The 25,900-nt window shown below is 36.8% G+C and carries 29 protein-coding genes and 1 CRISPR repeat array (1 of these 30 running past the window's edge); of the genes, 6 read left to right on the top strand and 23 right to left on the bottom strand.

From position 1 onward, the window contains the following. Positions 1-113: 113 nt before the first annotated feature. Positions 114-791: a sporulation protein YunB gene (gene yunB, locus AMET_RS10980; RefSeq protein ID WP_012063358.1), complete on the bottom strand. Its 678-nt coding sequence runs from the start codon at positions 789-791 to the stop codon at positions 114-116. A 252-nt stretch (positions 792-1,043) separates the two neighbouring features. On the opposite strand from yunB, the gene AMET_RS10975 reads away from it, so the two are divergent. Further along, positions 1,044-3,671, top strand: coding sequence for a transglycosylase domain-containing protein (locus tag AMET_RS10975; RefSeq protein ID WP_012063357.1), 2,628 nt, complete (start codon positions 1,044-1,046; stop codon positions 3,669-3,671). A gap of 129 nt (positions 3,672-3,800) precedes the next feature. Here the strand turns inward: AMET_RS10975 and AMET_RS10970 are convergent, their stop codons facing one another. From AMET_RS10970 to spoIIAA, 11 genes are all read right to left on the bottom strand, one after another. After that, positions 3,801-4,370 (bottom strand): stage V sporulation protein AE, encoded by a 570-nt coding sequence (locus tag AMET_RS10970; protein ID WP_012063356.1) that lies wholly within the window; start codon positions 4,368-4,370, stop codon positions 3,801-3,803. A gap of 12 nt (positions 4,371-4,382) precedes the next feature. Beyond that, on the bottom strand, positions 4,383-4,739 hold the full coding sequence (gene spoVAE / locus AMET_RS10965) for a stage V sporulation protein AE (protein WP_012063355.1): 357 nt from the start codon (positions 4,737-4,739) through the stop codon (positions 4,383-4,385). Between the two features lie 20 nt (positions 4,740-4,759). Further along, positions 4,760-5,782, bottom strand: coding sequence for a stage V sporulation protein AD (spoVAD, locus tag AMET_RS10960; protein WP_041720677.1), 1,023 nt, complete (start codon positions 5,780-5,782; stop codon positions 4,760-4,762). Positions 5,783-5,793: 11 nt separating this feature from the next. Next, positions 5,794-6,249, bottom strand: a complete 456-nt coding sequence (gene spoVAC / locus AMET_RS10955) for a stage V sporulation protein AC (RefSeq protein ID WP_012063353.1) — start codon at positions 6,247-6,249, stop codon at positions 5,794-5,796. Between the two features lie 18 nt (positions 6,250-6,267). Further along, positions 6,268-6,426 (bottom strand): hypothetical protein, encoded by a 159-nt coding sequence (locus AMET_RS25785; RefSeq protein ID WP_012063352.1) that lies wholly within the window; start codon positions 6,424-6,426, stop codon positions 6,268-6,270. A 40-nt stretch (positions 6,427-6,466) separates the two neighbouring features. After that, complete coding sequence (locus AMET_RS10950; protein ID WP_012063351.1) at positions 6,467-6,877, bottom strand: stage V sporulation protein AB; 411 nt, start codon at positions 6,875-6,877, stop codon at positions 6,467-6,469. Then, on the bottom strand, positions 6,870-7,502 hold the full coding sequence (locus AMET_RS10945; RefSeq protein WP_041720674.1) for a stage V sporulation protein AA: 633 nt from the start codon (positions 7,500-7,502) through the stop codon (positions 6,870-6,872). The genes AMET_RS10950 and AMET_RS10945 overlap by 8 nt, the downstream gene beginning before the upstream one ends. Beyond that, entirely contained in the window at positions 7,492-7,674 is a 183-nt protein-coding gene (locus AMET_RS10940) for a hypothetical protein (RefSeq protein ID WP_012063349.1), read from the bottom strand. The genes AMET_RS10945 and AMET_RS10940 overlap by 11 nt, the downstream gene beginning before the upstream one ends. A gap of 91 nt (positions 7,675-7,765) precedes the next feature. Further along, the gene (gene sigF / locus AMET_RS10935; RefSeq protein WP_012063348.1) at positions 7,766-8,542 is read right to left on the bottom strand and encodes an RNA polymerase sporulation sigma factor SigF; all 777 of its coding nucleotides are present in this window, start codon (positions 8,540-8,542) and stop codon (positions 7,766-7,768) included. Between the two features lie 9 nt (positions 8,543-8,551). After that, complete coding sequence (spoIIAB, locus tag AMET_RS10930; RefSeq protein WP_012063347.1) at positions 8,552-8,989, bottom strand: anti-sigma F factor; 438 nt, start codon at positions 8,987-8,989, stop codon at positions 8,552-8,554. A 14-nt stretch (positions 8,990-9,003) separates the two neighbouring features. Further along, complete coding sequence (gene spoIIAA / locus AMET_RS10925) at positions 9,004-9,339, bottom strand: anti-sigma F factor antagonist (protein WP_012063346.1); 336 nt, start codon at positions 9,337-9,339, stop codon at positions 9,004-9,006. Positions 9,340-9,624: 285 nt separating this feature from the next. Between spoIIAA and pflB the strand changes: the two genes are divergently transcribed. Further along, entirely contained in the window at positions 9,625-11,859 is a 2,235-nt protein-coding gene (gene pflB, locus AMET_RS10920; protein WP_012063345.1) for a formate C-acetyltransferase, read from the top strand. A gap of 113 nt (positions 11,860-11,972) precedes the next feature. Then, positions 11,973-12,719 carry a pyruvate formate-lyase-activating protein gene (gene pflA / locus AMET_RS10915; protein WP_012063344.1) on the top strand — a complete coding sequence of 249 codons (747 nt, stop codon included), beginning with the start codon at positions 11,973-11,975 and terminating at the stop codon, positions 12,717-12,719. Between the two features lie 9 nt (positions 12,720-12,728). Here the strand turns inward: pflA and AMET_RS10910 are convergent, their stop codons facing one another. After that, positions 12,729-13,076: a phage holin family protein gene (locus AMET_RS10910; protein WP_012063343.1), complete on the bottom strand. Its 348-nt coding sequence runs from the start codon at positions 13,074-13,076 to the stop codon at positions 12,729-12,731. 141 nt (positions 13,077-13,217) lie between these two features. On the opposite strand from AMET_RS10910, the gene AMET_RS10905 reads away from it, so the two are divergent. Further along, complete coding sequence (locus tag AMET_RS10905; protein WP_012063342.1) at positions 13,218-13,724, top strand: MogA/MoaB family molybdenum cofactor biosynthesis protein; 507 nt, start codon at positions 13,218-13,220, stop codon at positions 13,722-13,724. A gap of 114 nt (positions 13,725-13,838) precedes the next feature. On the opposite strand, the gene moaC is transcribed toward AMET_RS10905, so the two are convergent. The 4 genes from moaC to AMET_RS10885 all read right to left on the bottom strand — a co-directional run bounded on the left by moaC (position 13,839) and on the right by AMET_RS10885 (position 17,513). After that, on the bottom strand, positions 13,839-14,318 hold the full coding sequence (gene moaC, locus AMET_RS10900) for a cyclic pyranopterin monophosphate synthase MoaC (RefSeq protein ID WP_012063341.1): 480 nt from the start codon (positions 14,316-14,318) through the stop codon (positions 13,839-13,841). A gap of 20 nt (positions 14,319-14,338) precedes the next feature. Next, positions 14,339-15,517, bottom strand: coding sequence for a tRNA uracil 4-sulfurtransferase ThiI (thiI, locus tag AMET_RS10895; RefSeq protein ID WP_012063340.1), 1,179 nt, complete (start codon positions 15,515-15,517; stop codon positions 14,339-14,341). 7 nt (positions 15,518-15,524) lie between these two features. After that, the gene (locus AMET_RS10890) at positions 15,525-16,682 is read right to left on the bottom strand and encodes a cysteine desulfurase family protein (RefSeq protein ID WP_012063339.1); all 1,158 of its coding nucleotides are present in this window, start codon (positions 16,680-16,682) and stop codon (positions 15,525-15,527) included. 219 nt (positions 16,683-16,901) lie between these two features. Further along, positions 16,902-17,513, bottom strand: a complete 612-nt coding sequence (locus AMET_RS10885) for a lactate utilization protein (RefSeq protein ID WP_012063338.1) — start codon at positions 17,511-17,513, stop codon at positions 16,902-16,904. A gap of 364 nt (positions 17,514-17,877) precedes the next feature. Between AMET_RS10885 and AMET_RS10880 the strand changes: the two genes are divergently transcribed. Next, complete coding sequence (locus tag AMET_RS10880; protein ID WP_012063337.1) at positions 17,878-18,870, top strand: asparaginase; 993 nt, start codon at positions 17,878-17,880, stop codon at positions 18,868-18,870. Between the two features lie 16 nt (positions 18,871-18,886). Here AMET_RS10880 and AMET_RS10875 read toward each other — a convergent pair whose 3' ends face one another. Further along, complete coding sequence (locus tag AMET_RS10875; RefSeq protein WP_012063336.1) at positions 18,887-20,923, bottom strand: ATP-dependent helicase; 2,037 nt, start codon at positions 20,921-20,923, stop codon at positions 18,887-18,889. Positions 20,924-21,118: 195 nt separating this feature from the next. Beyond that, complete coding sequence (locus AMET_RS10870; RefSeq protein WP_012063335.1) at positions 21,119-22,645, bottom strand: S-layer homology domain-containing protein; 1,527 nt, start codon at positions 22,643-22,645, stop codon at positions 21,119-21,121. Positions 22,646-22,816: 171 nt separating this feature from the next. Between AMET_RS10870 and AMET_RS24340 the strand changes: the two genes are divergently transcribed. Further along, positions 22,817-23,845, top strand: coding sequence for a ribonuclease H-like domain-containing protein (locus AMET_RS24340; RefSeq protein ID WP_012063334.1), 1,029 nt, complete (start codon positions 22,817-22,819; stop codon positions 23,843-23,845). Positions 23,846-23,975: 130 nt separating this feature from the next. Here the strand turns inward: AMET_RS24340 and AMET_RS10860 are convergent, their stop codons facing one another. The 4 genes from AMET_RS10860 to AMET_RS26555 form a co-directional block, all read right to left on the bottom strand. Continuing rightward, positions 23,976-24,467 carry a M48 family metallopeptidase gene (locus AMET_RS10860; RefSeq protein ID WP_012063333.1) on the bottom strand — a complete coding sequence of 164 codons (492 nt, stop codon included), beginning with the start codon at positions 24,465-24,467 and terminating at the stop codon, positions 23,976-23,978. Between the two features lie 43 nt (positions 24,468-24,510). Then, positions 24,511-24,897 (bottom strand): hypothetical protein, encoded by a 387-nt coding sequence (locus tag AMET_RS10855; RefSeq protein WP_012063332.1) that lies wholly within the window; start codon positions 24,895-24,897, stop codon positions 24,511-24,513. Between the two features lie 144 nt (positions 24,898-25,041). Continuing rightward, positions 25,042-25,197 (bottom strand): hypothetical protein, encoded by a 156-nt coding sequence (locus AMET_RS26560; RefSeq protein ID WP_242661432.1) that lies wholly within the window; start codon positions 25,195-25,197, stop codon positions 25,042-25,044. Then, a complete protein-coding gene (locus AMET_RS26555; RefSeq protein ID WP_330368763.1) occupies positions 25,148-25,624 on the bottom strand; it encodes an aminotransferase class I/II-fold pyridoxal phosphate-dependent enzyme in 477 nt (158 codons plus the stop codon). The genes AMET_RS26560 and AMET_RS26555 overlap by 50 nt, the downstream gene beginning before the upstream one ends. 218 nt (positions 25,625-25,842) lie before the next feature. Continuing rightward, a CRISPR array of direct repeats spans positions 25,843-25,900; the repeat unit is 30 nt (it continues 4,007 nt past the right edge of the window).

The following is a 25,900-nucleotide window of genomic DNA, read 5'->3' as shown; positions in this document are numbered from 1 at the left end:
CTATTGTTTATAGTCAACCCATCTTACTTTAAAATACCTCTAGTATTATAATAAGGGAAAATTCAGGGAAAATACAATAGATTTCCTAAAAGAAATCATTTATCTTATCATTTTTATTCCCCAACTAGGGGTGCGATATTCAGAAATTGATCCCTGGGTACATTGATATAGTTCATTGGAACACGACCTACAATGACAGTTTCTGCCACGGGTACATAGGTTGTCACGTGAATTGTACTGCCACTAAAAGGAACAATTACCCGTACGCTGGTATTGACCACAAGGAAAATACGATGCCTTGTTTGGTTGATTCCTGAATGTTCAAACTCTGTTCCAAAATTGACATCTACCATCCCCAAGGGCGTTACCGATAGTTTGATTTTAGGACCATATTGTGCCAGTAGTTGACTTCCCAATGCATTTCCCAAGGGAATTCGGTCGGAAGTTGTCTTGATTTGCTTTAAATGCTCTTGTATTGTTAACGCCACATCAGAGGCAATGCGATTCATCAGCATGGTATTTGCTTGCATCAATGTGATATTTCCTTCCTCATCCTCCTTGATGGAAACAAGGTCCTCATATTCTATGTCTTGTCTAATCACCACACTGATGGACTCATTGATAGCTCTGGTAGTCAATTCCTGGGCCTTTAATTCCCCTAATGCCTGTACCGTAGGCATTATCTTACGGTCTATATAAGTGAAGCTATATATGGCTATAATGGTAACAAGAAGGGTGAAAGCTATGAGAACATACTTTTTATAATTTTTACGCCTTCTTCTAAATTTCAAAAAAATCCCCCCTTTGTTAATTATATGATTCTCCAGGGGTATTTGTGATGAATCTAGGTAAATTATATCTATCACTTTGTCGTATTAACACTTTGTTTTAAATATGTTATAATACTCATATTGGAAGTATATGCTTACTGTATTTTTCAACGTTCTTGTTCTATGGTTGCGTTGTGCCCCTATTATGTTATAATAAAATGTATTTTATTATTTCACTTTATTGTATTTCCTTTAAATATGGAGGGATTAAAAATGTCTGATAAGAAGCCAACAAACGAAACAAATAAGTCAAATCGATCCAATAATAAAAAACCAAACAGTAAACGTATTAGTATTATCCGCGTTGTTATTCTGTCAATTATACTGATCGTTTTTATTGGCGCCGGTGTCACAACGGGTATTGTGCTTAGTGTGATTAAAGACACTCCGCCAATTGATGCATCTAATATTTATGAGATGTTAGATGAAACCTCTTTTATACTCGATACCGATGGTCAAGTGCTAGAGAAGGTGCAAAGCGAAAATTATCGAACAATTGTAGAGTATAACCAAATGCCAGAAGACTTAATTAATGCCTTTGTTTCCATTGAAGATGAACGTTTTTGGACTCATAGTGGTGTTGATCCTAGAAGGATTTTTGGTGCTGCTTTGACCAATCTTCGTACTGGTTCCAGGCAAGGTGCAAGTACAATTAACCAACAGCTTGCGGTCAATTTATTTCTAAGCCGTAGCGATACAAGCTATGCTAGAAAAATCCGAGATGCCTACTATGGAATTCAACTTGATAGGCATTTATCAAAGGAACAAATTTTAGAAACTTATTTAAATACAATTTATTTAGGCAGTGGTGCCAACGGTGTTCAGGCCGCTTCTCAAGTCTATTTCTCTAAGGATGTTCACGAACTAACCATCGCTGAATCAGCTTTGATCGCAGGAATCACTCGAAATCCCTCTAGGTACCCACCAATTCGTACCTTAACTAAGGATCAAGTGGATGAGGAACGCCATATTATTTTAAATGATTCCAATGGCATCTATACAATCGTGTATAATGAAGACCCAAGTGTCATTCAAAGACAACGGTTAGTACTCAGTGCCATGAGAAGATTAGAATATATTTCAGAGGCAGAGTACCAAGAAGCACTTAATGAAGATTTAAAAGAATCATTAAATCCGGCACGTTTAAGTAATGATGAAGTGTCCTCTTATTTTGGTGATCTCGTGAAAAAGGATGTCATTACCGCTTTAGAGGCTACTGGCTTATCCCCAGATGAGGCACGTCAATTGTTGTATTCTGGTGGACTTAGAATCTACTCCACCATGGACCTAGGTATTCAAATGATTTTAGAGGAGGAATATCTCCGTCACGAGAATTTCCCTGGAACGATCTATGATGATAATCATAGTCTTCAACCACAATCCTCTATGGTAATCATTGACCACCAAACAGGCCAAATTAAAGCCCTTGTTGGAGGAAGAGAAGTTGCAGGCAAGAAGGTCTTCAATCGCGCTTTATCTCCACGTCAACCAGGCTCAGCGATTAAGCCTATCGCTGTTTATGCTCCAGCAATCAATAGTGGACAAGTGACTGCTGGTACCGTAGTTGATGACATTCCGATCTATTATAATAAAGGAACCCCAGGTGCCCCCTTCCCAAGAAACTATAATCAAGCTTATCAAGGCTTGATTACAGTAAGACAGGCCGTAAGAGACTCCAGTAATGTTGGGGCGGTTCTGGTTGCAGATATGCTGGGTCCAGACGATAGTTCTTCCTTTAGACAGATGTTTGATTCTATGGAATCCATGGGTATCACAAGCGTTATCACAAGCGATAATCCCGTCATGGTTAATGGCGGCCGTTATACAGATGAGACCTTTTCTACCGCCCTTGGTGGTATGACCCGTGGGGTCTCTCCATTGGAAATGACTGCTGCCTATGCCACATTAGCTAATCAAGGTGTTTATGTTGAACCTGTCACAATTACAGAAATTCGAGATTCACAAGGAAATATAATTGTAGAGAAATCCCAAAACAGAAATAGAGTCTTAACCGAACAAGCTGCTTATATCATGACTGATATGTTGAAAAACGTAGTATCAGCAGGTACCGGTACTGGTGCACGACTAAACCCGGGCAACTCAGGAATTCCTGTAGCAGGTAAAACAGGTACCACTAACAATAATTATGATGCATGGTTTGTTGGGTATACCCCCTACTATGTAGGCGCTACTTGGATTGGTAATGACCAAAACAGAGCTTTGGAGCAAGGTAGTGGCATGTCTGCAAGACTTTGGCAACGGGTTATGGCTCGAGTCCATGAAGAATTGAGTCCTAAGGATTTTGTAACTCCTGATGGTCTTGATAGACACAATATCTGCGCAGTTTCTGGTAAACTTATCACTGAATATTGTCAACAAGACCCTAGAGGTAGTATGGCAAGGTCCGAATTATTTATTCGAGGCACTGAGCCAAAGGAATATTGTGACGTACACGTACGAGCTGATATTCATGTTCCCACAGGCAAACTGGCTACTGATTTAACACCCCCCTGGGAGGTGGAATCAAGAATTTTTGTACAACGTAAAGTGCCTTACTATCCAGAAGAGCATGGTGGAATCCAACCACGAGATTATCAATACGAGCTTCCACGAGGATATTATGATCCCATTGAAGACGGTGGTAACGGCCCTTTTCCAGATGGCTCACCCGATGGATTAATAGGTGATGATGGTGAGCCAGTTGATCCAGATCAAGATCAAGATCAAGATCAAGATCAAGATCAAGATAATGGAAACGGTAATGGAAATGGTAATAGTAATGATAATGGCAATGATGACGAAGATGAAAATGGCCCTCCTAGTTGGATTGTTACAGACTAAGAGGATCATAAAGACAATTAAGTTTTAAGAGCTGCAGAGAGTACTCTCTGCAGCTCTTATTATATATATTATGTTTTATGAAATTATACAGATAAACAACTCAACATCCCTTATCTATCTCATTATCTACTAATGATCTTTACTTCTATTCATCACTTCTCTTAATGCCTTCGTGATAATCGGTGCTCCGATTACAGAACTGTCGTGTCCCTCCATTTTGCCTATATCCCCGATCCCAACAATAATAGGTACATGACATTGGTCTAAAATATCAACTGTATCACCATATAGCACCTTCTTTATGCTTTTGTGGCCATCCTTATCTACCGGTGATTCAATAATTTTACCATTTTGGTCTACGGAAAAGTCCACATGGGCACCTTGTACCCCCTTTGTATTAGAAGCAACAGCTATGATTCCCATGACCTCAATATCAGGATGGTTGACCATTTCGTATAATGCTTGCTCCCCTACCCCTGTCCCGCTATTCCCTTTATCATCAACCATAACAACAACAGGATCATGTTTCGCTTCCTTAATCCGTTTAATAATTTCTGGTGAGCTCAAGGGGGTTGGATTACCACCAGAGCTAGAAATACACCTGCCTCCTACATTTTTTACTGCTACTTCCACTGTCCTTTGGGCACACCTATCTCCATCGGTTACAAATATTACCTTCCTTTTAACTTCTTCCTTCATTTTTTTCACATCCTATGGTTTTGTTTTCGGATTAAATAATATTGCCATAATATAACCAAATACAATAGCGGCTGAAATTCCCGCTGCTGTTCCTTCAATGCCACCTGTGAATGCCCCAAGAAAACCGTTTTGCTGTACACCTTTAAATGTCCCCTTTGCCAGGGAATACCCAAAACCAGGCAGGGGAATTGTGGCACCGGCTCCTCCAAATTCAACTATGGGTTCGTATAGACCTATAGCTGTAAGCATTACCCCCGCTGTAACAAAAATAACGAGCACATGTGCCGAAGTTAATTTCGTTCCATCCATTAATAATTGTCCAATGACGCATATCAATCCGCCAACAATAAATGCATTCACATAGGCCATATTTTCATTTCCCCCTGTCCTTAATTACTCAAATGACACTCTATGGCAACTGCATGAGCCACAGCTGGGATGGTCTCTCCTTGATGAAAACTAGTTTGAGATAGTAGGGCACCAGTAGAAACCAATAAAATTCTGTTTAGGTTTTTTAGCTTCAACTGCTCATAAAGATACCCCGCAAACACAACAGCTGAACAACCACACCCACTCCCTCCTGAATGTGTGTCTTGTTTCTTAGGATCAAATATTTCAACGCCACAATCTGTGAATTTATTTGATAGATTAACCCCTTCCTTTTTAATTAAATCCTTTGCAATCTCTTTGCCAATCTCCCCCAAATCTCCTGTAACGATTAAATCATAATAATCAGCGTCTATGGCTAAATCCTCTAAGTGAGTCTTGATGGTATGAACCGCAGCCGGTGCCATAGCTGCTCCCATATTATTGGGATCTGAGATACCATAATCAATCACCTTACCAGGAGTTATATAAGTAATATATGGACCCTCACTTTTTGTGCTGAGGATGACAGCACCGGATCCGGTCACAGTCCACTGCGATGTCAAGGGTCTTTGATTCCCTAATTCTAACGGAAATCTAAATTGTCTTTCTGCAGAGGAAAAGTGACTGGATGTCGTTGCAATCACATTGTCTGCATAACCTCCCTCTATCATAATCGCAGCCAATGCTAAGGATTCCGTCATAGTAGAACAAGCACCATAGAGCCCAAAAAAGGGGATTCCTAAATCTCTAGCTGCAAAGGATGTGGACATCAGTTGATTTAGTAGATCTCCTCCAAACATGTAATCAATATCATTTAGATGAAGTCCCGCCTTCTTTAATGCCAACTTGACTGTTTCCTTAATTAACTTACTTTCTGCCCTTTCCCAGCTTTTTTCCCCAAAGAGATCATCTTGAATGATTTGATCAAAATATTTTGCTAAGGGACCCTGTCCTTCCTTAGGTCCAACGATTGATGCTGTGGAAATGATAGAAGGTGGGTTCAATAGTTTAATTGTCTGATTTCCAATCTTCTTTACTGCCACCACAGCTCCTCCTATCTTTGTATAAAGTAGTAGATTAGCCCTACAACTACTGAACTTGTAATTCCATACACCAAAACAGGCCCTGCCAATACAAACATCTTTGCTGCTACCCCAAATACATAACCCTCCCGTTTAAATTCCATGGCTGGAGAAACAATTGAATTTGCAAATCCTGTTATTGGAACAATGGACCCAGCCCCTGCTTTTTTTCCGATCAAATCATATATTCCCAGCCCTGTTAGTAGTGCACCTATAAAAATCATCACTAGAATTGTGGCATTGGTCGCTTCTAAATGAGTCAAATTCATTTGGTTTTCTATTAGATTATGAATGAATTGACCAATTGTAGAGATGCCTCCCCCAACAAAGAAAGCCCAAATGCAGTTCTTAAACATATTAGGCTTAGGTACTTTCTCTTCCACATAGGCTTTATAATCTTCATTCTTTTTACTTTGATTTCTATTCATTCATGTCGCTCCCAATTATCATCTTATTTCATTCCTTGTATGACTCCCCTCTAAGTTTTCAGGATCTAATTCAAATGATTGTCGTTCAAAATCATGAATGATTTTTTTATCTTCAATTGCCTTTAACTCTCCTGGATCTACTTTTTTATGAGTAAAATAATTTTTTTCAATGTTCACGCCAACACACCTTCCCTTTTAGCTTTTTATATTTTATCTTTTAATACACCATCAGCCAGTGAATTAATGATCCAATTACTTTTCCAAATATTAAAGAATATACCACGTAAAGAATATATCCATCTAGACGAAACCTCCTGATTAGTACAGGAATGACATTCATCACCTCGGCCAGTGCCGATGCCAGTAATCCAATAAAAGTTCCAACTGTAAATCCAACAATGACAATGGTGATGGGCCCCATACTAAACCCTACCTTTGTTAATGAAGTAAAGGCACCAAACGTTGCACCTAGAATAATGATACTTTCATATAGGGATGTTGATTGATATGTTTTTGTTAATTGACCTAGCCTTGGAATAATGTCTAATAGCGTTAGCAATGCAACGATACCACTTCCTACGATAATGCCATTGGCAAAGCCTATAATTGGCAAAAATAAACTACCCATCTTTATCCCTTCTATTTCTCTCTTCATTGTTATTTATGATATATTCATCTAAACTTTGTTGATAGCTATAGATTTCCACCTCTAAGGGACTTGGTTCTTGGTTAATTTTCTTTCTAAAAATATGATTAAAAAAAACAGCCATTCCTACACCAATCCCTATGGAGTAAGGAATCTGAAGTAATAGAGGTCGTTCATTTTCTTCTCCAGTAATAATTTTGTATATTGTTCCATGAGCTTCCCTCATATTTACATCAGAGTGAAAATTAATAATGGCTGTAATTGATCCTATGAATAATAAGAAACAAATCACTCCCACTCTTAGTAATTTATAAGTGTCTTTTTTTTCAACATTCCCTATATTTTTAACAAGTATGTTAGATTCCCCTATAATGGTTGTATTGCAGCCAGGATAGACTCTTCCTATGCTTTCTATGATGTTCAGCATTGAAATGATATGATGATCCTGGTTCACATTGTCCTTTAATGGATAATTTATATTTTCAATTTGTTGCTTAATTTCAGGGACTGCCACAATATCAATTAGGTCTTTTAACATTAATTTTTTCGTATTCACAGTTGTCACCTTGTTCTTTGATTGGATGAAAATTTGATGATTAGTTTGCATGTGATCCAGCTTCTACAAAAAATTTTATCTGATCCTCATAAACTAAATCTGCCTTTTCTGGAATCGCATTTTCCTTTCGCTGCTCTACAATGTACCATGATGCCAGACCAACAATAAACACAATGAAACATATCAACATAATATTTTTAGTTTTACTTATATTCAGAATCATGATTTCACCCTCCTTACCTTTATTATTGACGATTTTTACGTTTTAATTCTTACTGAGATCGGAAGGTTCAAAATTTTAAAGCAAGGCCTATTCAATAGGCCTTGCTCATCATATCTTTCATAGTTTGTAATACTTTTTTTTCAATTCTTGAAACCTGAACTTGAGAAATACCTAATACCTTTGCAATTTCAGTCTGTGTCTTATCCTTAAAGTAACGTAGGATAATAATCTGTCTTTCCCTGGGCTCTAGTCGTCCAATCACTTCCTTAAGCATGATTTTATCTATGACTTCACTGTCATCTAATGAATCGGTTTCACTAATTTTATCAATCAAGTGAATGGGGGATCCATCATCCTGATGAATGACTTCATATAAATATTCTGGATACATATTGGAATCTAGCGCCATTACAATTTCTTCTTTGGTTATTTCCAGTACCTTAGCAATTTCATGTAACGTTGGCTCTCTGCCAAATTCTTTAAATAATTTCTCCTTTGTCACTTTTACTCTGGAGGCTGTTTGTTTAAGGGAACGAGATACTTTTATAATCCCATCGTCCCTTAAAAACCGCTTGATTTCACCAATAATCATTGGGACTGCATAAGTAGAAAACCTAACATTAAAACTAATGTCAAATTTTCTGATGGCTTTAATCAATCCAATGGAACCAAGCTGAAACAAATCTTCCCTATCATAACCTCGATTACTAAAGCGTTTGATAACACTTCGAATCAGACCTAGATTATGACTCACTAGTTTTTCCTGTGCCTGTAAATCACCTTTTTGTGCCATTTGAATCAATGTCATTGTCTCTTCATGTGGAAGCACTTCATTATTTTCCTCGGATACCGCAGGAATATTCATCATATCTACCCCTTATTCTACATTCAAGCTTTTGAACTTTTTTACCATTCTTATTTTTGTTCCCTTTTTTAGCTCAGAATATACTTCCACCTCGTCCATAAATGTCTCCATTACTGTAAATCCCATTCCTGAGCGCTCTAATTCTGGCTTTGAGGTATATAAGGGTTCCCTTGCTTGTTGAACATCATCAATTCCTCTTCCCTGGTCTTCTACAATAATTTCAAGCTCATTATCAACAATGGTACAAGTGAGTGTCACAACGCCCATGGAATTCTCATACCCATGAATAATAGAATTGGTGACGGCCTCAGAAACAGCTGTTTTAATATCCGCAATCTCTTCTATCGTTGGGTCTAATTGTGATGCAAAAGCCGCAACAACAACCCTGGCAAAAGCTTCATTTTGTGATCTACTTTCAACCTCTAATTTCATATGATTTCTATGTTCCACCGAATAACACTCCTTTACATGCAATTAATCGCTTCGTTTTTATCTGAATATTTGGTAATAATATGGTATAGGCCAGCAAGCTTAAATATTTTATTAATTTTTTCAGGTACATTGATCACAGCGACCTTGCCACCTAATTTGGTTATATTTTTATATCGGCCAATAATCACACCGATACCTGAGCTATCCATAAATGTCATTTCAGATAAATCAAGTATCAAATGCTTCATCCTCTTTTGAGCAATTGTCTCGTCTAGCTCCCCTCTGATTTCTTCGGCTACATGATGATCTAGTTCGCCAGTGAATTTTACAATGAGTACATGATCAATCATTTCATATTTTAATTGCAATGTCTTTCCCTCCTATTCCCTTGATACTTATTTATTTCTATAATAAACGGACAAGTCCTTCAGTGAAAAAACACTTGTTTTGTTGATTTTTGGGTTTTTATGATTCCGCGATAGTCCTCTGAAAAGATAATCTAAATAATAATAATTTTCAGTACTATTAATTTTTCTTAATGACTGTATTTTGTATACAATATGCTTTTTCTGTGTTAAAATATATTTATTAAGAATGATATTGTAATAAAAACCATTTTACTTAACCTTCTAAAATTAGCTAAAGGAGTGAATATGATGACAAAAGTATTTAGTTACAAAACAGGCAATTGGTCTAGAACAATTGATGTAAGGGATTTTATCCAGTTAAACTATGCTCCATATCATGGAGATGCTTCTTTTTTAGAAAAAGCCACAGAAAGTACTAAAGAATTATGGAAACAAGTATTGTCCTTATGTGAACAAGAACGAAAAAATAACGGTACCTTGGATATAGATGTGGATACAATTTCCACCATCGTTTCCCATAAGCCAGGTTATATCGATGAAAACTTAGAAAAAATCGTCGGACTACAAACAGATGCACCCTTAAAGAGAGCAATCATGCCCTTTGGTGGAATCAGAACAGTGGACAGTGCTTGTCAAGCCTATGGTTACGAATTGAGTAGCGAAATCAAAGATATCTTTTATAAATATAGAAAAACCCATAACGATGGTGTATTTGATGTCTATACCCCTGAAATGCTAGCCGCTAGAAAAGCTGGTATCATTACTGGTTTGCCTGACGCCTACGGTCGAGGTCGAATCATTGGAGACTACAGAAGAGTTGCCCTTTATGGAATAGATCGACTCATTGAAGACAAAAATATACAGCTTGCTTCCCTTGAACTAGACTACATGGATGAAAACACCATGAGGTTGAGAGAAGAAATGGCGGAGCAAATTAGAGCTTTAAAGGAGCTTAAGGAAATGGGAAAAAGCTACGGCTTTGATATCTCAAGACCAGCTTCCAATGCATTCGAAGCAATTCAATGGTTGTATTTAGGGTATCTAGCAGCGGTTAAGGAACAAAATGGTGCTGCCATGAGTTTAGGACGGGTTTCTACATTCCTTGATATTTATATTGAAAAGGATCTAGCAGATGGTAAATTGACAGAAGAACAAGCCCAGGAATTAGTGGACCATTTTGTCATGAAGCTTCGAATGGTTAGATTCCTGAGAACCCCAGATTACAACGAGCTTTTCAGTGGGGACCCCACTTGGGTAACAGAATGTATCGGTGGTATGTCCATGGACGGAAGAACATTGGTAACCAAGACTTCTTATCGAGTTCTTAATACACTATATAACCTAGGTGCTGCACCAGAGCCAAACTTAACTGTTTTATGGTCAACAGAGTTGCCTCAGAACTTTAAAAAATTCTGTTCAAAGGCGTCTATTGATACCAGTTCTATTCAATATGAAAATGACGATTTAATGCGCCCATACTGGGGAGATGATTACGGCATTGCTTGTTGCGTTTCAGCCATGCGAATTGGAAAACAAATGCAGTTCTTTGGGGCAAGATGTAATCTAGGAAAAGCACTGCTTTACGCAATTAATGGAGGTAGGGATGAAATGTCTGGCCTTCAAGTGGGTCCAAAGTTTGCACCAATCACATCTGAATATCTTGACTACCAGGAGGTTATGGAAAAGTTTAATACTTTCATTGACTGGTTAGCGAAGCTCTATGTGAATACCCTAAACGTGATTCACTACATGCATGATAAGTATGCTTATGAGAGAATCGAGATGGCTTTACACGATAAAGATATTCTAAGAACCATGGCATGCGGTATTGCAGGGTTATCACTTTGTGCAGATTCTTTAAGCGCTATGAAGTATGCAAAAGTAAAAGTAATCCGTAACGAAGAAGGTCTAGCTGTTGATTATGAAATCGAAGGTGACTTCCCTAAATACGGTAATAATGATGACAGGGTAGACGATTTAGCCATTGAGCTAGTGGAGCGTTTTATGAATTCAATCAGAAGAAACAAAACATACAGAGATTCAATTCCTACTCAGTCGGTATTAACCATTACATCTAATGTTGTCTATGGTAAAAAAACTGGTAGTACTCCTGACGGCAGAAAAACAGGGGAACCCTTTGCTCCTGGAGCAAATCCAATGCATGGCAGAGATACAAAAGGTGCTCTAGCCTCTCTGGCTTCCGTGGCTAAGCTACCTTATGAACATGCACAGGATGGTATTTCCTATACCTTCTCAATTGTTCCAAAGGCCTTAGGAAAAACCACTGAGGAAAGAATAACCATATTATCTTCCCTATTGGATGGATATTTCGTACAGGGTGGCCATCACATTAATGTCAATGTATTTGATCGAGAAACATTAATAGATGCTATGGAGCATCCAGAACTGTATCCCCAATTAACAATTCGTGTTTCTGGATATGCTGTGAACTTCATTAAGCTATCAAGAGAACAACAGCTAGACGTTATTAATCGAACTTTCCATGGAGCTATTTATTAATTATCTTTATCAAGATTATAATATTAGGTGGGGTAGAATCCTCACCTAATCCCCCTATATTTCAGTTCGCTGAAAGCAGTTCATTTCAAATCATTTGGAGGTAGGTGTCTTCTATGTCAATCACTGGTAAAATTCATTCTATTGAAACCTTTGGCACTGTTGATGGACCGGGTATTCGTTACATTATCTTCTTTCAAGGGTGCCCCCTCAGATGTAAATATTGTCATAATCGTGATACTTGGGATCTACAGGGAGGAAAAGAAATGACAGTGGATGAAGTCATTTCGGACATCAAAAAATACATCCCCTTTATGGTGTCCTCTGGTGGTGGTGTCACCATCAGTGGTGGAGAGCCCACCTTACAGATGGAATTTTTAACAGCTTTACTGCTAGAAATAAAGAAATTAAATTTGCACACTGCCATTGATACATCCGGCTTTGTTCATTTGGACTTAATGAAACAAATCCTTCCCTATGTGGACTTAGTTTTATTGGATTTAAAGCACATTGATCCTCAAAAGCACTTGAATCTGACTGGTGTTTCAAATGAAAAGATACTTTCCTTTGCTCAATATTTATCAGATAATGAAATATCCATTTGGATGCGTCATGTGGTAGTTCCTTCATTAACGGATCAAGAAGAGGATGTCCATCGTTTAGCTCAATTTGCAACATCACTAAAAACAGTGGAAAGAATTGATTTACTACCCTATCATTCCATGGGAAAACACAAGTGGGAATCTATGGGCTTGGAATATCCCTTACAAGATTTACGTGATGCAAATGACATTGATATCAAAAAAGTCAAAGCGATTTTTGATCTATATGAACTTAAAGTAATAGCAGATACAGCTGCTTAGCTGTATCTGCTATTTTTTTACCCCTAACACATTATTAATCACCATATTGACAACACTAATCAACAGCGAGCCAATAATAGCAGCAAAAAGTGATTTCACTTGGAATCCAGCCACTAGGTTTGCTGTGATAAACAATATAATCCCATTGATAACAAAAGTAAATAGTCCTAATGTTAATAGGGTAATGGGTAATGTTAAAATAAGCAGTATTGGTTTGATAAACATATTAACAATTCCAAGGATGGCTGCGGTGATCAAAGTGGCTTGAAAGCCTGTTACACTAATCCCATCATATATGCTGGCAATGATATAAACAGCTGCGGCACTACTAAACCAACGTACTAAGAATTTAGTCATTTTATTCCTCCTTTCTATGCTATACTATTATCATATATACCCTGATCTTTTAGGTGCAACCTAAATCATGAATAGATATGTTTATATTTATTTTATGGGTCTGTATCGATTATTATCAACTATTATAAAGGAGGATTTACAATGATTACAGTTGGAATTATTACGGCTAGCGATAAAGGATCTAAAGGAGAGCGTGTTGATACCAGTGGCCCCTTAATTGGTGAGTTACTAAAAGAAATTGGTGGGGTCGTCAAAGAATATCAAATTATCCCCGATGAACGCAAAGAAATTGCTGCTGCCATTCAATATATGTGTGATGAGTTACAATTAGACCTTGTATTTACCACAGGTGGAACAGGGTTTTCTCCTAGGGATGTGACGCCAGAGGCAACATTAGATGTAGTTGATCGCCTTGCACCGGGGATCTCTGAAACAATACGAATGAAAAGTCTTAGCATTACACCTAAGGCAATGCTCTCTAGAGCCGTATCAGGAATCCGTAAGCAAACACTCATTATTAATTTACCTGGAAGTCCCAAGGGTGTTCGTGAAAGTATCGAGGTGATACTGCCTGCTCTAGCCCATGGAATTGGCATTTTAAAGGGTATTGATGGGGAATGTGGCAACTCCCACCACGTACATAAATAGTAAAGGCTGAAGGGATGTTAGGTTCTCTACACTACACATCCCTTTAGCCTTTTAAATTTAAGTGCACCATGAGTCCATACCACAGCATGAGACGAATTATTAGTTTACTTCTTATTAATCTTCTCTAATAAAATCCCCAGATTTTCCACCTGACTTCTTGGCTAATCTAATATCAGTTATTCTCATTCCACGATCTACTGCTTTGCACATATCATAGATTGTTAAAGCCGCAATCGATACAGCATTTAATGCTTCAATTTCCACGCCAGTCTTCCCTGTGGTTCTTACGATTGCCTCAATATCAATTTTACTATTGGTTTCATCAATCTGAAAATTAATATCTGCTCCCGTTAACATAAGTGTATGACACATAGGAATCATTTCACTTGTTTTTTTCGCAGCCATAATTCCTGCTACTTGGGACACTGCTAACACATCACCCTTGCTTATGTTTTTATCAATAATCTTTGATAATGTCTCTGGCTGCATATAAATACTTCCCTTTGCAATGGCCTCTCTTTTAGTGTTCAGCTTATTTCCAACCTCTACCATTGTTGCGCGACCTTCTTCGTTAAAATGCGTAAACTTATCCATATCAACACTCCCCTTTCATGTTATTCATCGTCTAAAGAAATTCTTTCTACTTCCATATCCCCTATGGCACTTTCAATTAATCCCTCTACATCTAAAAGCGCCTCTGAACGCAGTATTTTTTCTAATCTAGGCTGTGTGACAGGACGCTTTGGTAGAAATACAGTACAACAATCTTCAAAGGGTAAAATAGAGGTTTCATATGTATCTATTTTTCGAGCTAAGTCCATGATGTCTACCTTGTCCATTGCAATAAGCGGTCTGAAAACCGGTAGTTCCACAGCTGCATTTGTCACATGTAGACCTTTGACAGTTTGACTTGCAACCTGTCCAATACTTTCACCTGTTACCAGTGCATCACAGCCTATTTTATTAGCCACTCTTTCGGCAATTTTCATCATAAACCGTCTAGATAGGATTGTCATTTCCTCTTCTGGGCATTTTTCATTGATTTCTTTTTGAATGGCTAGCAAGTTAACGGAATATAACTTTATCCTCCCACAATAAGTGGTTAGTATCTTTGCTAGATCCACTACTTTTTCTTTAGCTCGCTCACTGGTAAAGGGATAGCTATGGAAATGCATTCCATGAATCTCCACACCTCTTTTTGCCACTAACCAGCCTGCTACAGGACTGTCAATGCCACCTGAAAGTAGCAATAACGCTTTTCCATTGGTTCCTAGGGGTAATCCCCCAAAGCCATAAACCTTCTTTGTAAAAACAAAAGAACACTCACGAACCTCTACATAGACCCTTACCTCTGGATTATGTACATCTACCTCTAGACCTTCGGTATTTTCTAGGATATATCCTCCTATTTCTCGACTCATTTCAGGAGACTTTAGTGGAAATTTTTTATCGACTCGTTTACTCTCCACTTTAAAGGTTTTAACGCCTCTTTGAGCCATTTCTTCTTTGATTTGATTTAGGGCAGTCTCTTTAATGACATCGAAGTCAACAGGGAACCTTACAGCTGGGCTAATACATACAACACCAAAAACCTTCTTTACTCTTTCAATAATTTCATCTGCATTGAAGTCCTCTACATCTATATAAACCCTACTATGCATTTTATAGACCTTCACATCGCCTAAGTCCTTAACAGCTCCTCTGATATGTTTTGTCAGCTTCGCCTCAAAAAAGCTTTTATTATCACCCTTTAACATAATTTCGCCATATCGTATAATCAATACATTTTCCAAAAGTTAATCACCTCTTAATAATCTTTCTTAGATCTTTTGTATGCTTTGCCATATGCAAAATAGCATAATCTATTTCTTCAATTGTGTTGATGTGACTTAAGCTAATTCGAATTGCACTATCTATTAAAGCCTCTTTCATTCCCATAGCCACCAGCACATGACTGGCTCCTCTTTTTTTAGAGGAACAGGCTGATCCCGATGAAACATAAATACCATCTTGCTCTAAACTGTGTAACATAATCTCACTGCGAATGCCTTTAAATGAAACATTGATAATGTGGGGCGCAAAATCATCACCATTTTTACTTGTTATATAGACATCATCAATCTGTTGACTCAAGGAATGTATAAAGTAGTTTTTAAGTTCTATTAATCTTTTGATCTTATCTTCTTGGTTATCTAAAATAAGCTCTATGGCTTTTCCCAGCCCAAAGATCCCCGGGACATTTTCTGTTCCGGAACGGAGTCCCATCTCTTGACTTCCACCAGTGAATAATGGCGCGATTTTAACTCCTTTTCTAACATATAATGCCCCAATTCCTTTGGGACCATGAATTTTATGTCCACTCATAGATAAGCTATCAATTAAATCCACATTTAAGTTTATCTTCTCTTTACCAAAGGACTGCACTGCGTCTATATGAAAGAGGGTGTTCTTGTTTTTAGCTTTAATCAATTTCCCAATTTCTTTTACCGGGTGCATGCTTCCAACTTCATTATTGATATGAATTAAACTCACTAATATTGTATCCGGTGTTAATGCCTTTTCTAGTTCGTCTAATGAAATAAAACCTTGTTTATCTACATTTAAATAAGTAACCACATATCCGTCTTTTGCTAAATCCTTAAAAGTATTTAAAACAGATTTATGTTCAATGGTGGTTGTAATCAAGTGATTGCCCCTACGCCGATTTGCCTTTACCAACCCACGAATAGCGAGATTGTTTGCTTCGGTTCCACTGGCAGTAAAATACACCTCTTGGTCGGAACACTTCATCGCCTTTCCAATGCTTTTTCGAATACGCTTAATTTCCTTTTCTACTTGAACCCCTTTTTTATGTAAAGAGGAAGGATTTCCATAGTACTCAGTTAGTGCCGTCATCATTGATTCCACTACTTCACTATTGGGTTTGGTTGTTGCCGCATTATCTAAATAAACCTCCATATTTCTCATCCTCACTCATTGATTTCAGCTATCATCATATCGAAATTCTCCTGCTTTGTAAAGCTTAATCCTTATTAATACTAGTATGACCTAATTAAATTATATCATTTGCTACTTCATATAAAGAAAGCGTCTACGACGCTTTTTTTATATTTCTGCTATGTACATTCTTATCTTCGGTTTACTGCTAAGACTTCCTCTACATTCAGTATCATTTTATTAATATCCCAATGTCTCTTCTACTAAATACACTTTCAAATCAATCCCCATGGGTTTGTTATTAATAATAGTGGTCACATTACACATTCTATCTTCACTAAAGCAATCATTACAGTGATCTGTTTTAGCACAGGGCGTCTTTAATCCTAGTCTTTTTGCATTACTTGGACATGCCTCAGTTTTGATTCGATCAATACCTGAAATCAAATCATCACATATCTTATTAACACCACATACAACAATGGATTTTTTAGGGCCATATACCATAGCTGACACTCGATTTCCTAGACCATCAATGTTAATTAATTCCCCATCCTTAGTAATGGCGTTTGTACTACTTAAATAGACATCTGCTAGGGCCGCACTTTTTCTCTGGCTTTCACGGTCCTCTGGTGCCACTAACCAGTGCCAAAAAACTGAATTACCGCGTTCAATCAGTGCTTCATGCAGGTTTAGTTCTTTGATTGTCATTGACCCACCAATTCCAACTGTATCAGTTAGCTGAATTTCATTTAGAATGGCTGCGTGAGCTTCTTCCTTTGTAACAAAATACTGAGCATCGATATTCCTTTTCTTTAGATTACCTAAAATAACTTCTACTGTTTCCTTCATCCTTTATTCCCCCTTAATTATGGTAGCATTTTCTTCTCTTACACTATTATATAACAAATTCGTATTATATAACAAATTCAATAAATAATAAATGTAACTCCCTACTGATAAAAAAATTATAAAAAAACTTGTCAAACTATTGCCTTTCTTGTCGGAATTTGTTATAATTTCTATGTGGTTATCCCCCTGGTAACCTCGATAATCAAATCTCTATTCCCAATACCCTTTTGAACGGAAATCACATCTACGGATGTGAAGCCGGGTCTTTGACCCGGTTTATTTTTTTGTACAATAGGCTATTTTTTTGTATAATAGAAGAGAAATAATATGCATAATCAAGAAATAGACAGTAGGAGGTTTTTTTATGACTAAACCTAGAATTGCAATCATTTTTACAGGCGGAACAATATCAATGTCTGTTGATCCCAGAGTGGGTGCTGCAATCCCATCTCTATCTAGTGAACAAATCATGTCATTGGTAACTAATATTGATCGTTATGCCCATATCGAGTCCATCAACTTTTCAGAGTTGCCAGGGCCCCATATGGTACCCAAGTTGATGTTTCAACTCAGAAACCTGGTTCTTGAAACCCTATCAAGAGAGGAGATAGATGGTATCATTGTTACCCACGGTACGGATACCCTTGAAGAAACTGCTTATCTACTTGATTTAACAATTAATTCCCCAAAACCAATTGTTGTGGCTGGTGCCATGAGAAATAGCTCTGAACTAGGGTATGATGGCCCGAGTAACTTAGCTGCTGCTGTATGTACAGCTATTTCACCCCAATCAAGATGTAAGGGTGTGCTGGTTGTGATGAATAATGAAGTTAACGCCGCCAGTGAAGTAACTAAAACCAACACCCTCAGCTTAGATACTTTCAAATCATTGGAGTTTGGCCCCTTAGGTATCGTTGATAATGATCAAGTCATCTATCATCGTAATATGGTGAGTCGTCAATTCATAGAAACCGATGAGGTTAATGATCAGGTTGACCTGATTAAGTGTGTGGCTGGCATGGATGATCGCTTTCTTAAATTTTCAGTAGACTCTGGGGCCAAGGGCATCATTTTAGAAGCCATGGGTCGTGGAAACATTCCCCCGGCTATGATTCCAGGCGTTGAGTATGCTATCAAGAACAATGTGGCCGTGGTGATGATCTCACGTTGTCCTACGGGTCGAGTCCTCGATACCTATGGCTATGAAGGGGCTGGGCGACACTTAAGAAACATAGGCGTAATCCTTGGAGGCAGTCTACCAGGTCAAAAAGCTAGAATTAAGTTAATGCTTGCCCTTACCGTTAGTGCTGACCTTCTAGCTTTGAGAGAATTAATTGAAAGTGATCAATATAGATAGGACGGGTTTCACCGTCCTATTTTACGATCTTATGGTGGATACAAGTATCAATATCTAAGGGTTTCACCTGCTTTATTCTATAAAATCTCACCTTCATTATTTTTTCTGATATCTGTTCTATTAATCCTTTGCCAAATGTTTTGTGTTCAACTTCCTGCCCAATCACAAAGGATCCTTTTTTATTATCATTTTGACGGATTTCATTGATAAAACGCGATGGTTCAGTAGGTTTTTCATATCTAATTAAGGAAGAACTAATATAGAGCCTCTCCTTTGCCCTTGTCATAGCCACATAAAAAAGTCTTCGTTCTTCCTCTATATCCTCAAGAGTGTCCATACTTTTATGGTGGGGAATCACCCCTTCAATAGCACCAAGGATGATCACGACTTTATATTCAAGCCCTTTTGCACTATGCATTGTTAAAAGTTCTACTTGCTCTTCTTCTGTCCGATGAAAACTTTTCTGGGATAATGAACTCTTCATATCTTTTATATGTGTTAAAAATCCATCTATCTTTTCATGTCTACTTGAAGCTTCTTCTAATTCATTTAAGGTTTCAATCAAGCCTTCACACCTAATTCGCTTTTCTGCACAATAATTTTCAATATGCCTGTCGTATCCTATGTCTTTTCGTATATACTTAATTGCTTCCTTAGTTGTAAGATATTTAATATTGTTTAAGTGGTATGATAAGTCCGCTATATTTTTATTCTGGTAGGGCATTAATTCTCCCTTTACTTTCAAAGCCGTTATAAAATCTTTATGATATGTCTGGGCCTTCCTCATGGCATTTTTAGTGATATACCTTGTGGGGCGATTAATAATGCGCATTAAGGAGTCGTAATCATAGTAATTGAAAGCGCCCTTCAAGTATGCAATGATGTCTTTAGCTATCCAATGCTCAAAAACATTATAGATATGATCTCTAGAAACAAAGGGAATATTCCTATCTAATAAAGAGTCCACAAGTGAGCCAGCCAAAAGGTTTGTACGATAAATGATGGCAATATCCTTATAAGAGTATCCCTCACTCATAAGCAACTCAATGAATTGACAGATGGTGCGATTTTCCTCTTCCCTATTTTTCGGCTCGCTATATTGGATCTCTGAATTGGCTTTGACCGTTGGTATGATTTGTTTTTCTACCCGACACTTATTTTGCTTGATTAATTGATTTGCCGACTTAATGATGTTTTCCTGAGATCTATAATTCATATTTAGAGTAATTTTTTGTGCCTTTGGGTAAATATCATGAAAGTTTAAAATGATTTGAGGGTTAGCCCCCCTAAAACTATAAATAGATTGATCGTCATCTCCTACCACAAATAAGTTTTGCAACGGTTCTGCCATCAACTTAATTGTTTCAAATTGAACACCATTGATGTCCTGAAATTCATCAATTAAAATGTACTGATACTGATTCCGTACATGTTCTAGAACACCAGGCCTAGCCCGTAGTAAGTCGTAGCACTTCGTTAGCATATCATCAAAATCAATCTTCCCATGATCCACTTTAAAATTTTCGTAACTATCTAACACCCGTTTAAACTCTGATGATTCTAAAGTCTTAGGGATAAATTCGCCTCGATTGAATAAATTATTTTTCCACTTTCCAATATCTAAAATCAAATCCTTGATGAGCTCTTCCTCATCGTGGTTTCCTACATCCAATGTCCTCACAATATTTTTAATCACATTAAACTTTTCGCCTTCATTTAAAATATTTTCTAGATTATATCCACAGTAGGACTTTAACATCCTAAAAAAAATGGAATGGAATGTTCCAAAGGTGACCTGTCTTTTTTTACTGTCCTCCACACTTTCATCCTTAGCAAAACGATTTTTCATCTCTTCAGCTGCGGCCTTAGTAAAGGTAATCACTAGTATTTCCCTAGGATTAACATGTCCCACATTAATTAAGTAAGAGACCCTTTCCGTTATCACCCTGGTTTTTCCAGATCCTGGTCCCGCATACACCATACAAGGACCATTCAAGTGTTTGATTGCTTCTATTTGTTGATCATTTAGTAATGCATTTTCTTCAGTTTCCATTTAATACATCAAATCCCATCTTGTCTTTTGTGACATACCTTTATTATATCAAAATATGACAGATTACTCTAATGTTATGTCTAATGGTTTTAACACAAATTTATCATATCAAGTGTGACTTAGTGACGCCAAGGCATTAACAATACACTTTCTATAAATGCACAAAAAAAGCTGATAAAATAACTCAGCTTTTTTTTACTCGATTGATTCGATTGCTCTTGAAAAGTACTCATCAACCTTTTCTTGGTTAAAATAATAATTATTTTTATCTTGAATTTTATTTCGCAACTCTTCTAGTACCACCAAAGCGCTTTCGGGCCCTTCAACCTCATTAATAATATACCCATAATTAATTGCAATCATTGTCTCTACCACTATATCATTGTATTGTATCCCAACTAATGCTTCATAAATCCCTAGGGCCTCTTGATACTTTCCACTGGTATAGTAGATTTCAGCAAGCAGCATTTTCATCGTATGTTCAGCTTCACGATTCTCAACATTTCCCAAATATTTCTGTACAGGTTCAAGTAATTCATCAGTAGATACAAAACCATTGGCTATTTTAAAGAAGGATTCCATTCCTTTCACATCTAACCCCTCAAGATTAGAATAGTAATCCATTGCTTCCCTTACTAATTCAGTCTTTCTTTCTTTTTCTAAGTTTTCATCGTACATCAGTAGGTAAAAGTTATTACCTAGCACATTATGATAGTTTTCATTTTTCAATTCCCACAATGTATCTATGGGGGTTAAGTCATAGAGATGTCGTTCTTCATAAGGTATGTAATCAACGATCGATAGATACTCTAATGTTGCTACGACATTAATAAATTTTTCATCTTCTTCATTAGCACCAACAGTAAATAGTGGTGAAAGTTCAATGCTATCTCTCACTTCTATTTGTAATAGCTCAGTATTCTTTGTTGTGGTCACCCTATCAATTTCCACTACATTATCTTCCACCACAGGGGCTTCCACTTCGGGTTCAATCTCAGGTTTTATCTCAGGCTCAATCTCAGGTTCGACCTCAGGCTCCATCTTAATTTCTTCTCGGACTGGGTGATCTTCTTCAGCATTATTTAAATAGTCATGTGTTTTTTTTATGGTTGCTACAGATTCAGCCCTTGTCATATTGCGAAAAGGTCTAAATGTACCATCTTCATATCCTGATATAATTCCTGCGTAAGATAACTCCATAATTTCATTATAATATTTAAACCTGGTGGAGAGATCCCGATAAAAAGTACTATCACTCTCAAAGGAGCCATCCACAAGATTTCTAATTAACAGGGCCGCTTCATAACGTGTAATCGGCTCATTGAGTTTTAATTCAGCTTCTGTAAATATTGATCCTAATTTCAGCTTTGCTTTAGAATGATAGTTTATGTAATTGGAAAGAGAAGCAATGTGATCATATCCCCAAAAATCCTCTGTCAGATCTCCATACTTTAACTGATTTGATGTATGCTGCTCACCGTTCAATTGCTGTTCCTCAAGCAGTTTATTTAATAATGTCATGAATTCCGCCCTACTGATATTATTATCTGGTTGAAATGTACGATTTTCATAGCCTGTCAATAACTGAACATCTCTCGTACCCCATATGATATAGTCGCGACTCCAATGACTAATTGTATCCTTGAAACCACCGTATACAAAGGATATATTTAAAAGCATGACTCCTAACAACAATATTCCCATCTTTTTATGAATACTCATATGACGCCCCCTTTTCTTTTGTACTGTAAAAATTTCACAGTTATATCATAGCATATTTTTGATTCTTCTACTATTACAATTCGATAACATCACGGTATATGTATACCCTTTCCCTTTGACATTAAAATATTTTTTGATAGTATAGTAATAAAAGCACATAAGGAGGATTCAATGAAGGTTAAAACCTATTTTTTAAAAGAGCAGGTCATTTTACCCCAGTATTTAAAAATGATCTTGAACTCTCAAAAATATTGTATCGTAGATATTGAAACCACAGGTCTCAGTAAAATATATCATCATGTTATTTTAATTGGTATACTCTATCCAGTAGATGACCACCTTGTACTCAAGCAGTTTTTTGCTGAAGATCCAAAGGAAGAAGCACTTATCTTAGAAGCCTTTGAAGCTGAATTTAAAGATTTTGATACCTTGATTACCTACAATGGGGTTACATTTGACTATCCCTTCTTAATAGGACGTTTTAAAAAGCATAATGTTCCATTTTTTAACTTAGCAATTCAACATATTGATATCCTACAGCATCTCAGGAGGTACAAGCATCACTTGGACATCCCAAATTTAAAGCTTAAAACTGTTGAAACATATTTAGGAATTTTTCGAGAAGATGAAATTAGTGGTAAAGAGAGTGTTGACTTATATAATCAATATACACTTTCTAGGTCCATAGATTTAGAAAATAAAATTCTATTGCACAATTATGAGGACATATACTATTTGGGAAAAATCATCAGCGTTTTCAATCACTTTCCTAGATTGCAGAAGTATGAGATGGACCAGTCCCTACTCTTTGATACATTTGAAGGCTCTATACGTCTTAGTTATCATCCTTCAGCTGTTAAAATTAGTAAAAATATACTCACCCTGAAAGGAAAAACATCGGCGTTAGATAAAGCCCTTGAAAAGGTCTACTATTTGAGTCATTACCAATTTCAGTGGCAACCGGACCAAAGAAGTTTTGAACTCACCATCCCCTTATTCCAAGGATTAACAATGGCTGAGGACAAGTGTTATTTTGTAGATCTCTCTGCCTTTAATATCTCTCCTGATTTGTTTACAAAAGATACTTATGGTTATCTACCTGTCTCTGGTCAATATTTAGTCATTGCTATCCATAAGGATATATATCACGCAGCTTTAATTGACTTTATTAATATTCTGTTAGGTAATATTTTTATGTAGCAATTAAACATTTTCTCTTTTATGTAGATACGGATCTCCTGGATATAATAGGGTGTATGTTATTTATAAACCAAAAAAAGTTCACCAAATAGGCCAACTTTTTCGGTATTTATATCTATTCCCATTTATTCTAAATCCCTCTAACCTTCTCTACTCCCAAAATCGCCATGGCTTCTTTGTAATTCGGGAACACTTTGCCTACCAATCTCCAAAAGGAACGGTCATGGTTCATATGCATTAAATGACAAAGCTCATGGACTACAACATAGTCAATAACAGTAAGGGGAAATATCATCAGTTTCCAGTGGAAAGTCAATTGCCGTTTGGAACTACAACTTCCCCACTTACTGTCATTATTTTCTATGGTGAAGGATTTGTACTTCACCTTTATTTGTGGTTGATATCGCTTTAACCTTTCCCCGATTAATTTACGACTTTCTTTTATATAAAAGGATTTGAGTTCATCAATAAAATCAGTTTTATTGGCTTCCGGAGTCTTGCATATAAAAGCCTTACCATCCCATAGAATGGTGCTCTTTGTGATTAATGGATCCACTGCTATCAATAAGGGATAAAGCTCTCCTAGATAGTAACAGTGCCTTTGAGGTTGTTGTGTCATCATTGTACTCCTTACATTAAACGTTTATTTAAATCACAATTCTCAACTATTGATTAACATCGTACACCTCAAGGCTATCTGCTCTCACCTTCACATATTGACCTCTAGGTAGGTTATTTCCCTCAACCTCTAATTGAATGATACTCTTGCCAAATCGCAAATCCACAAGTCCATCCTTAAAAACCTTTTCTAAAACTCCAGTAATAAAGATACCCTCTTGGGTAATAGCGATACTAAACTTCTTTTCTTTACTTAAAACAACATCCTCACCCCAGGCTAAAGAATCGGTAATATCATATTGCACATCATATTCCTTATCTTGCTCAGCCATACGATTTCCGTTCCATGTAGCCGCTCCACTGCCAAATTCTGTTGTAAAATCAATAATGATATCTTCAGTATCCCTATTTACTTTATTAATTACTATTTTCAATTTGATTTCCTCCTAAAGAAATAGACCTAGTATTTGAAGTTTATCCAATCATACTTCGGACAACCATATATATTATGATTACCACTAACAGCGGTAACATAAGTTTCGATTTTCAAAGCATTTCCTCAACTCCTCAAATAAAAGTTATTTTAATTTGTCCATGTAAGCAGATATTTTTTTAAGTCCTGTTGTTAGATGATTCTTATCAAAGGCATAGCCGATCCTAAAATGTCCTTCAATATCAAAGCATTTACCAGGTACAACCAATACCCCAGTTTCTTCTACTGATGCCTTTTTCATATAAATCAACAATAGATGGAATCACTAAGTCATCTTCTTGATACAACCCTCTATATACTTCATCGGAATGCACATAAGCATCCACTTCTTTGGCAATTTCAACGATCTCCTTAAGTAATTCTTCTTTCATAAGAGAACCACTTGGATTATTTGGATTATTGATACAGATCATTTTTGTGTTTTTTGTTACCAATGACCTTAGCTCATCCATATCAGGTAAAAAATTATTTTCAGGTCTTAATCTCAATATCTTTACATTTGCCCCAAATGATTCAGGTATAGAATACATTTGTTGGTATGTAGGTAAAACAGATACAACTTCGTCTCCAGGCTCTACTAATGAGTACAAGGTTAAAAAGTTTGCACCAATGGCACCATTTGTCGTTACTATATTTTTTTCTGAAATGTTTTCATACATGGCAGCAATATTTTTCTTTAATTTTCATCAATACACCTCCAATTAAGTTTCTATTTCTCCAATAATGTATTCATATCGAATAATATCTTTGTTAGACCGTAGATTGTTATATCAATTTCTTCTGCTCTGCATTTTATTTAAATCCTATTGTTAATGAAACGTCACCTCAAGTTTTATGTTCATTATATACCGGCTAAGGGGAATTATAAAAAGGCCCGAATATACAACTTTACATTCTACTCTAGTTCAATTAATGGGTTATGACACATGAGTTGATTGTCTCTA

The organism is Alkaliphilus metalliredigens QYMF (genome assembly GCF_000016985.1).
GTDB lineage: Bacteria > Bacillota > Clostridia > Peptostreptococcales > Natronincolaceae > Alkaliphilus_A > Alkaliphilus_A metalliredigens.
The sequence above is the reverse complement of the archived record's forward strand: the minus strand, read 5'-3'. Positions and strand labels throughout refer to the sequence as shown.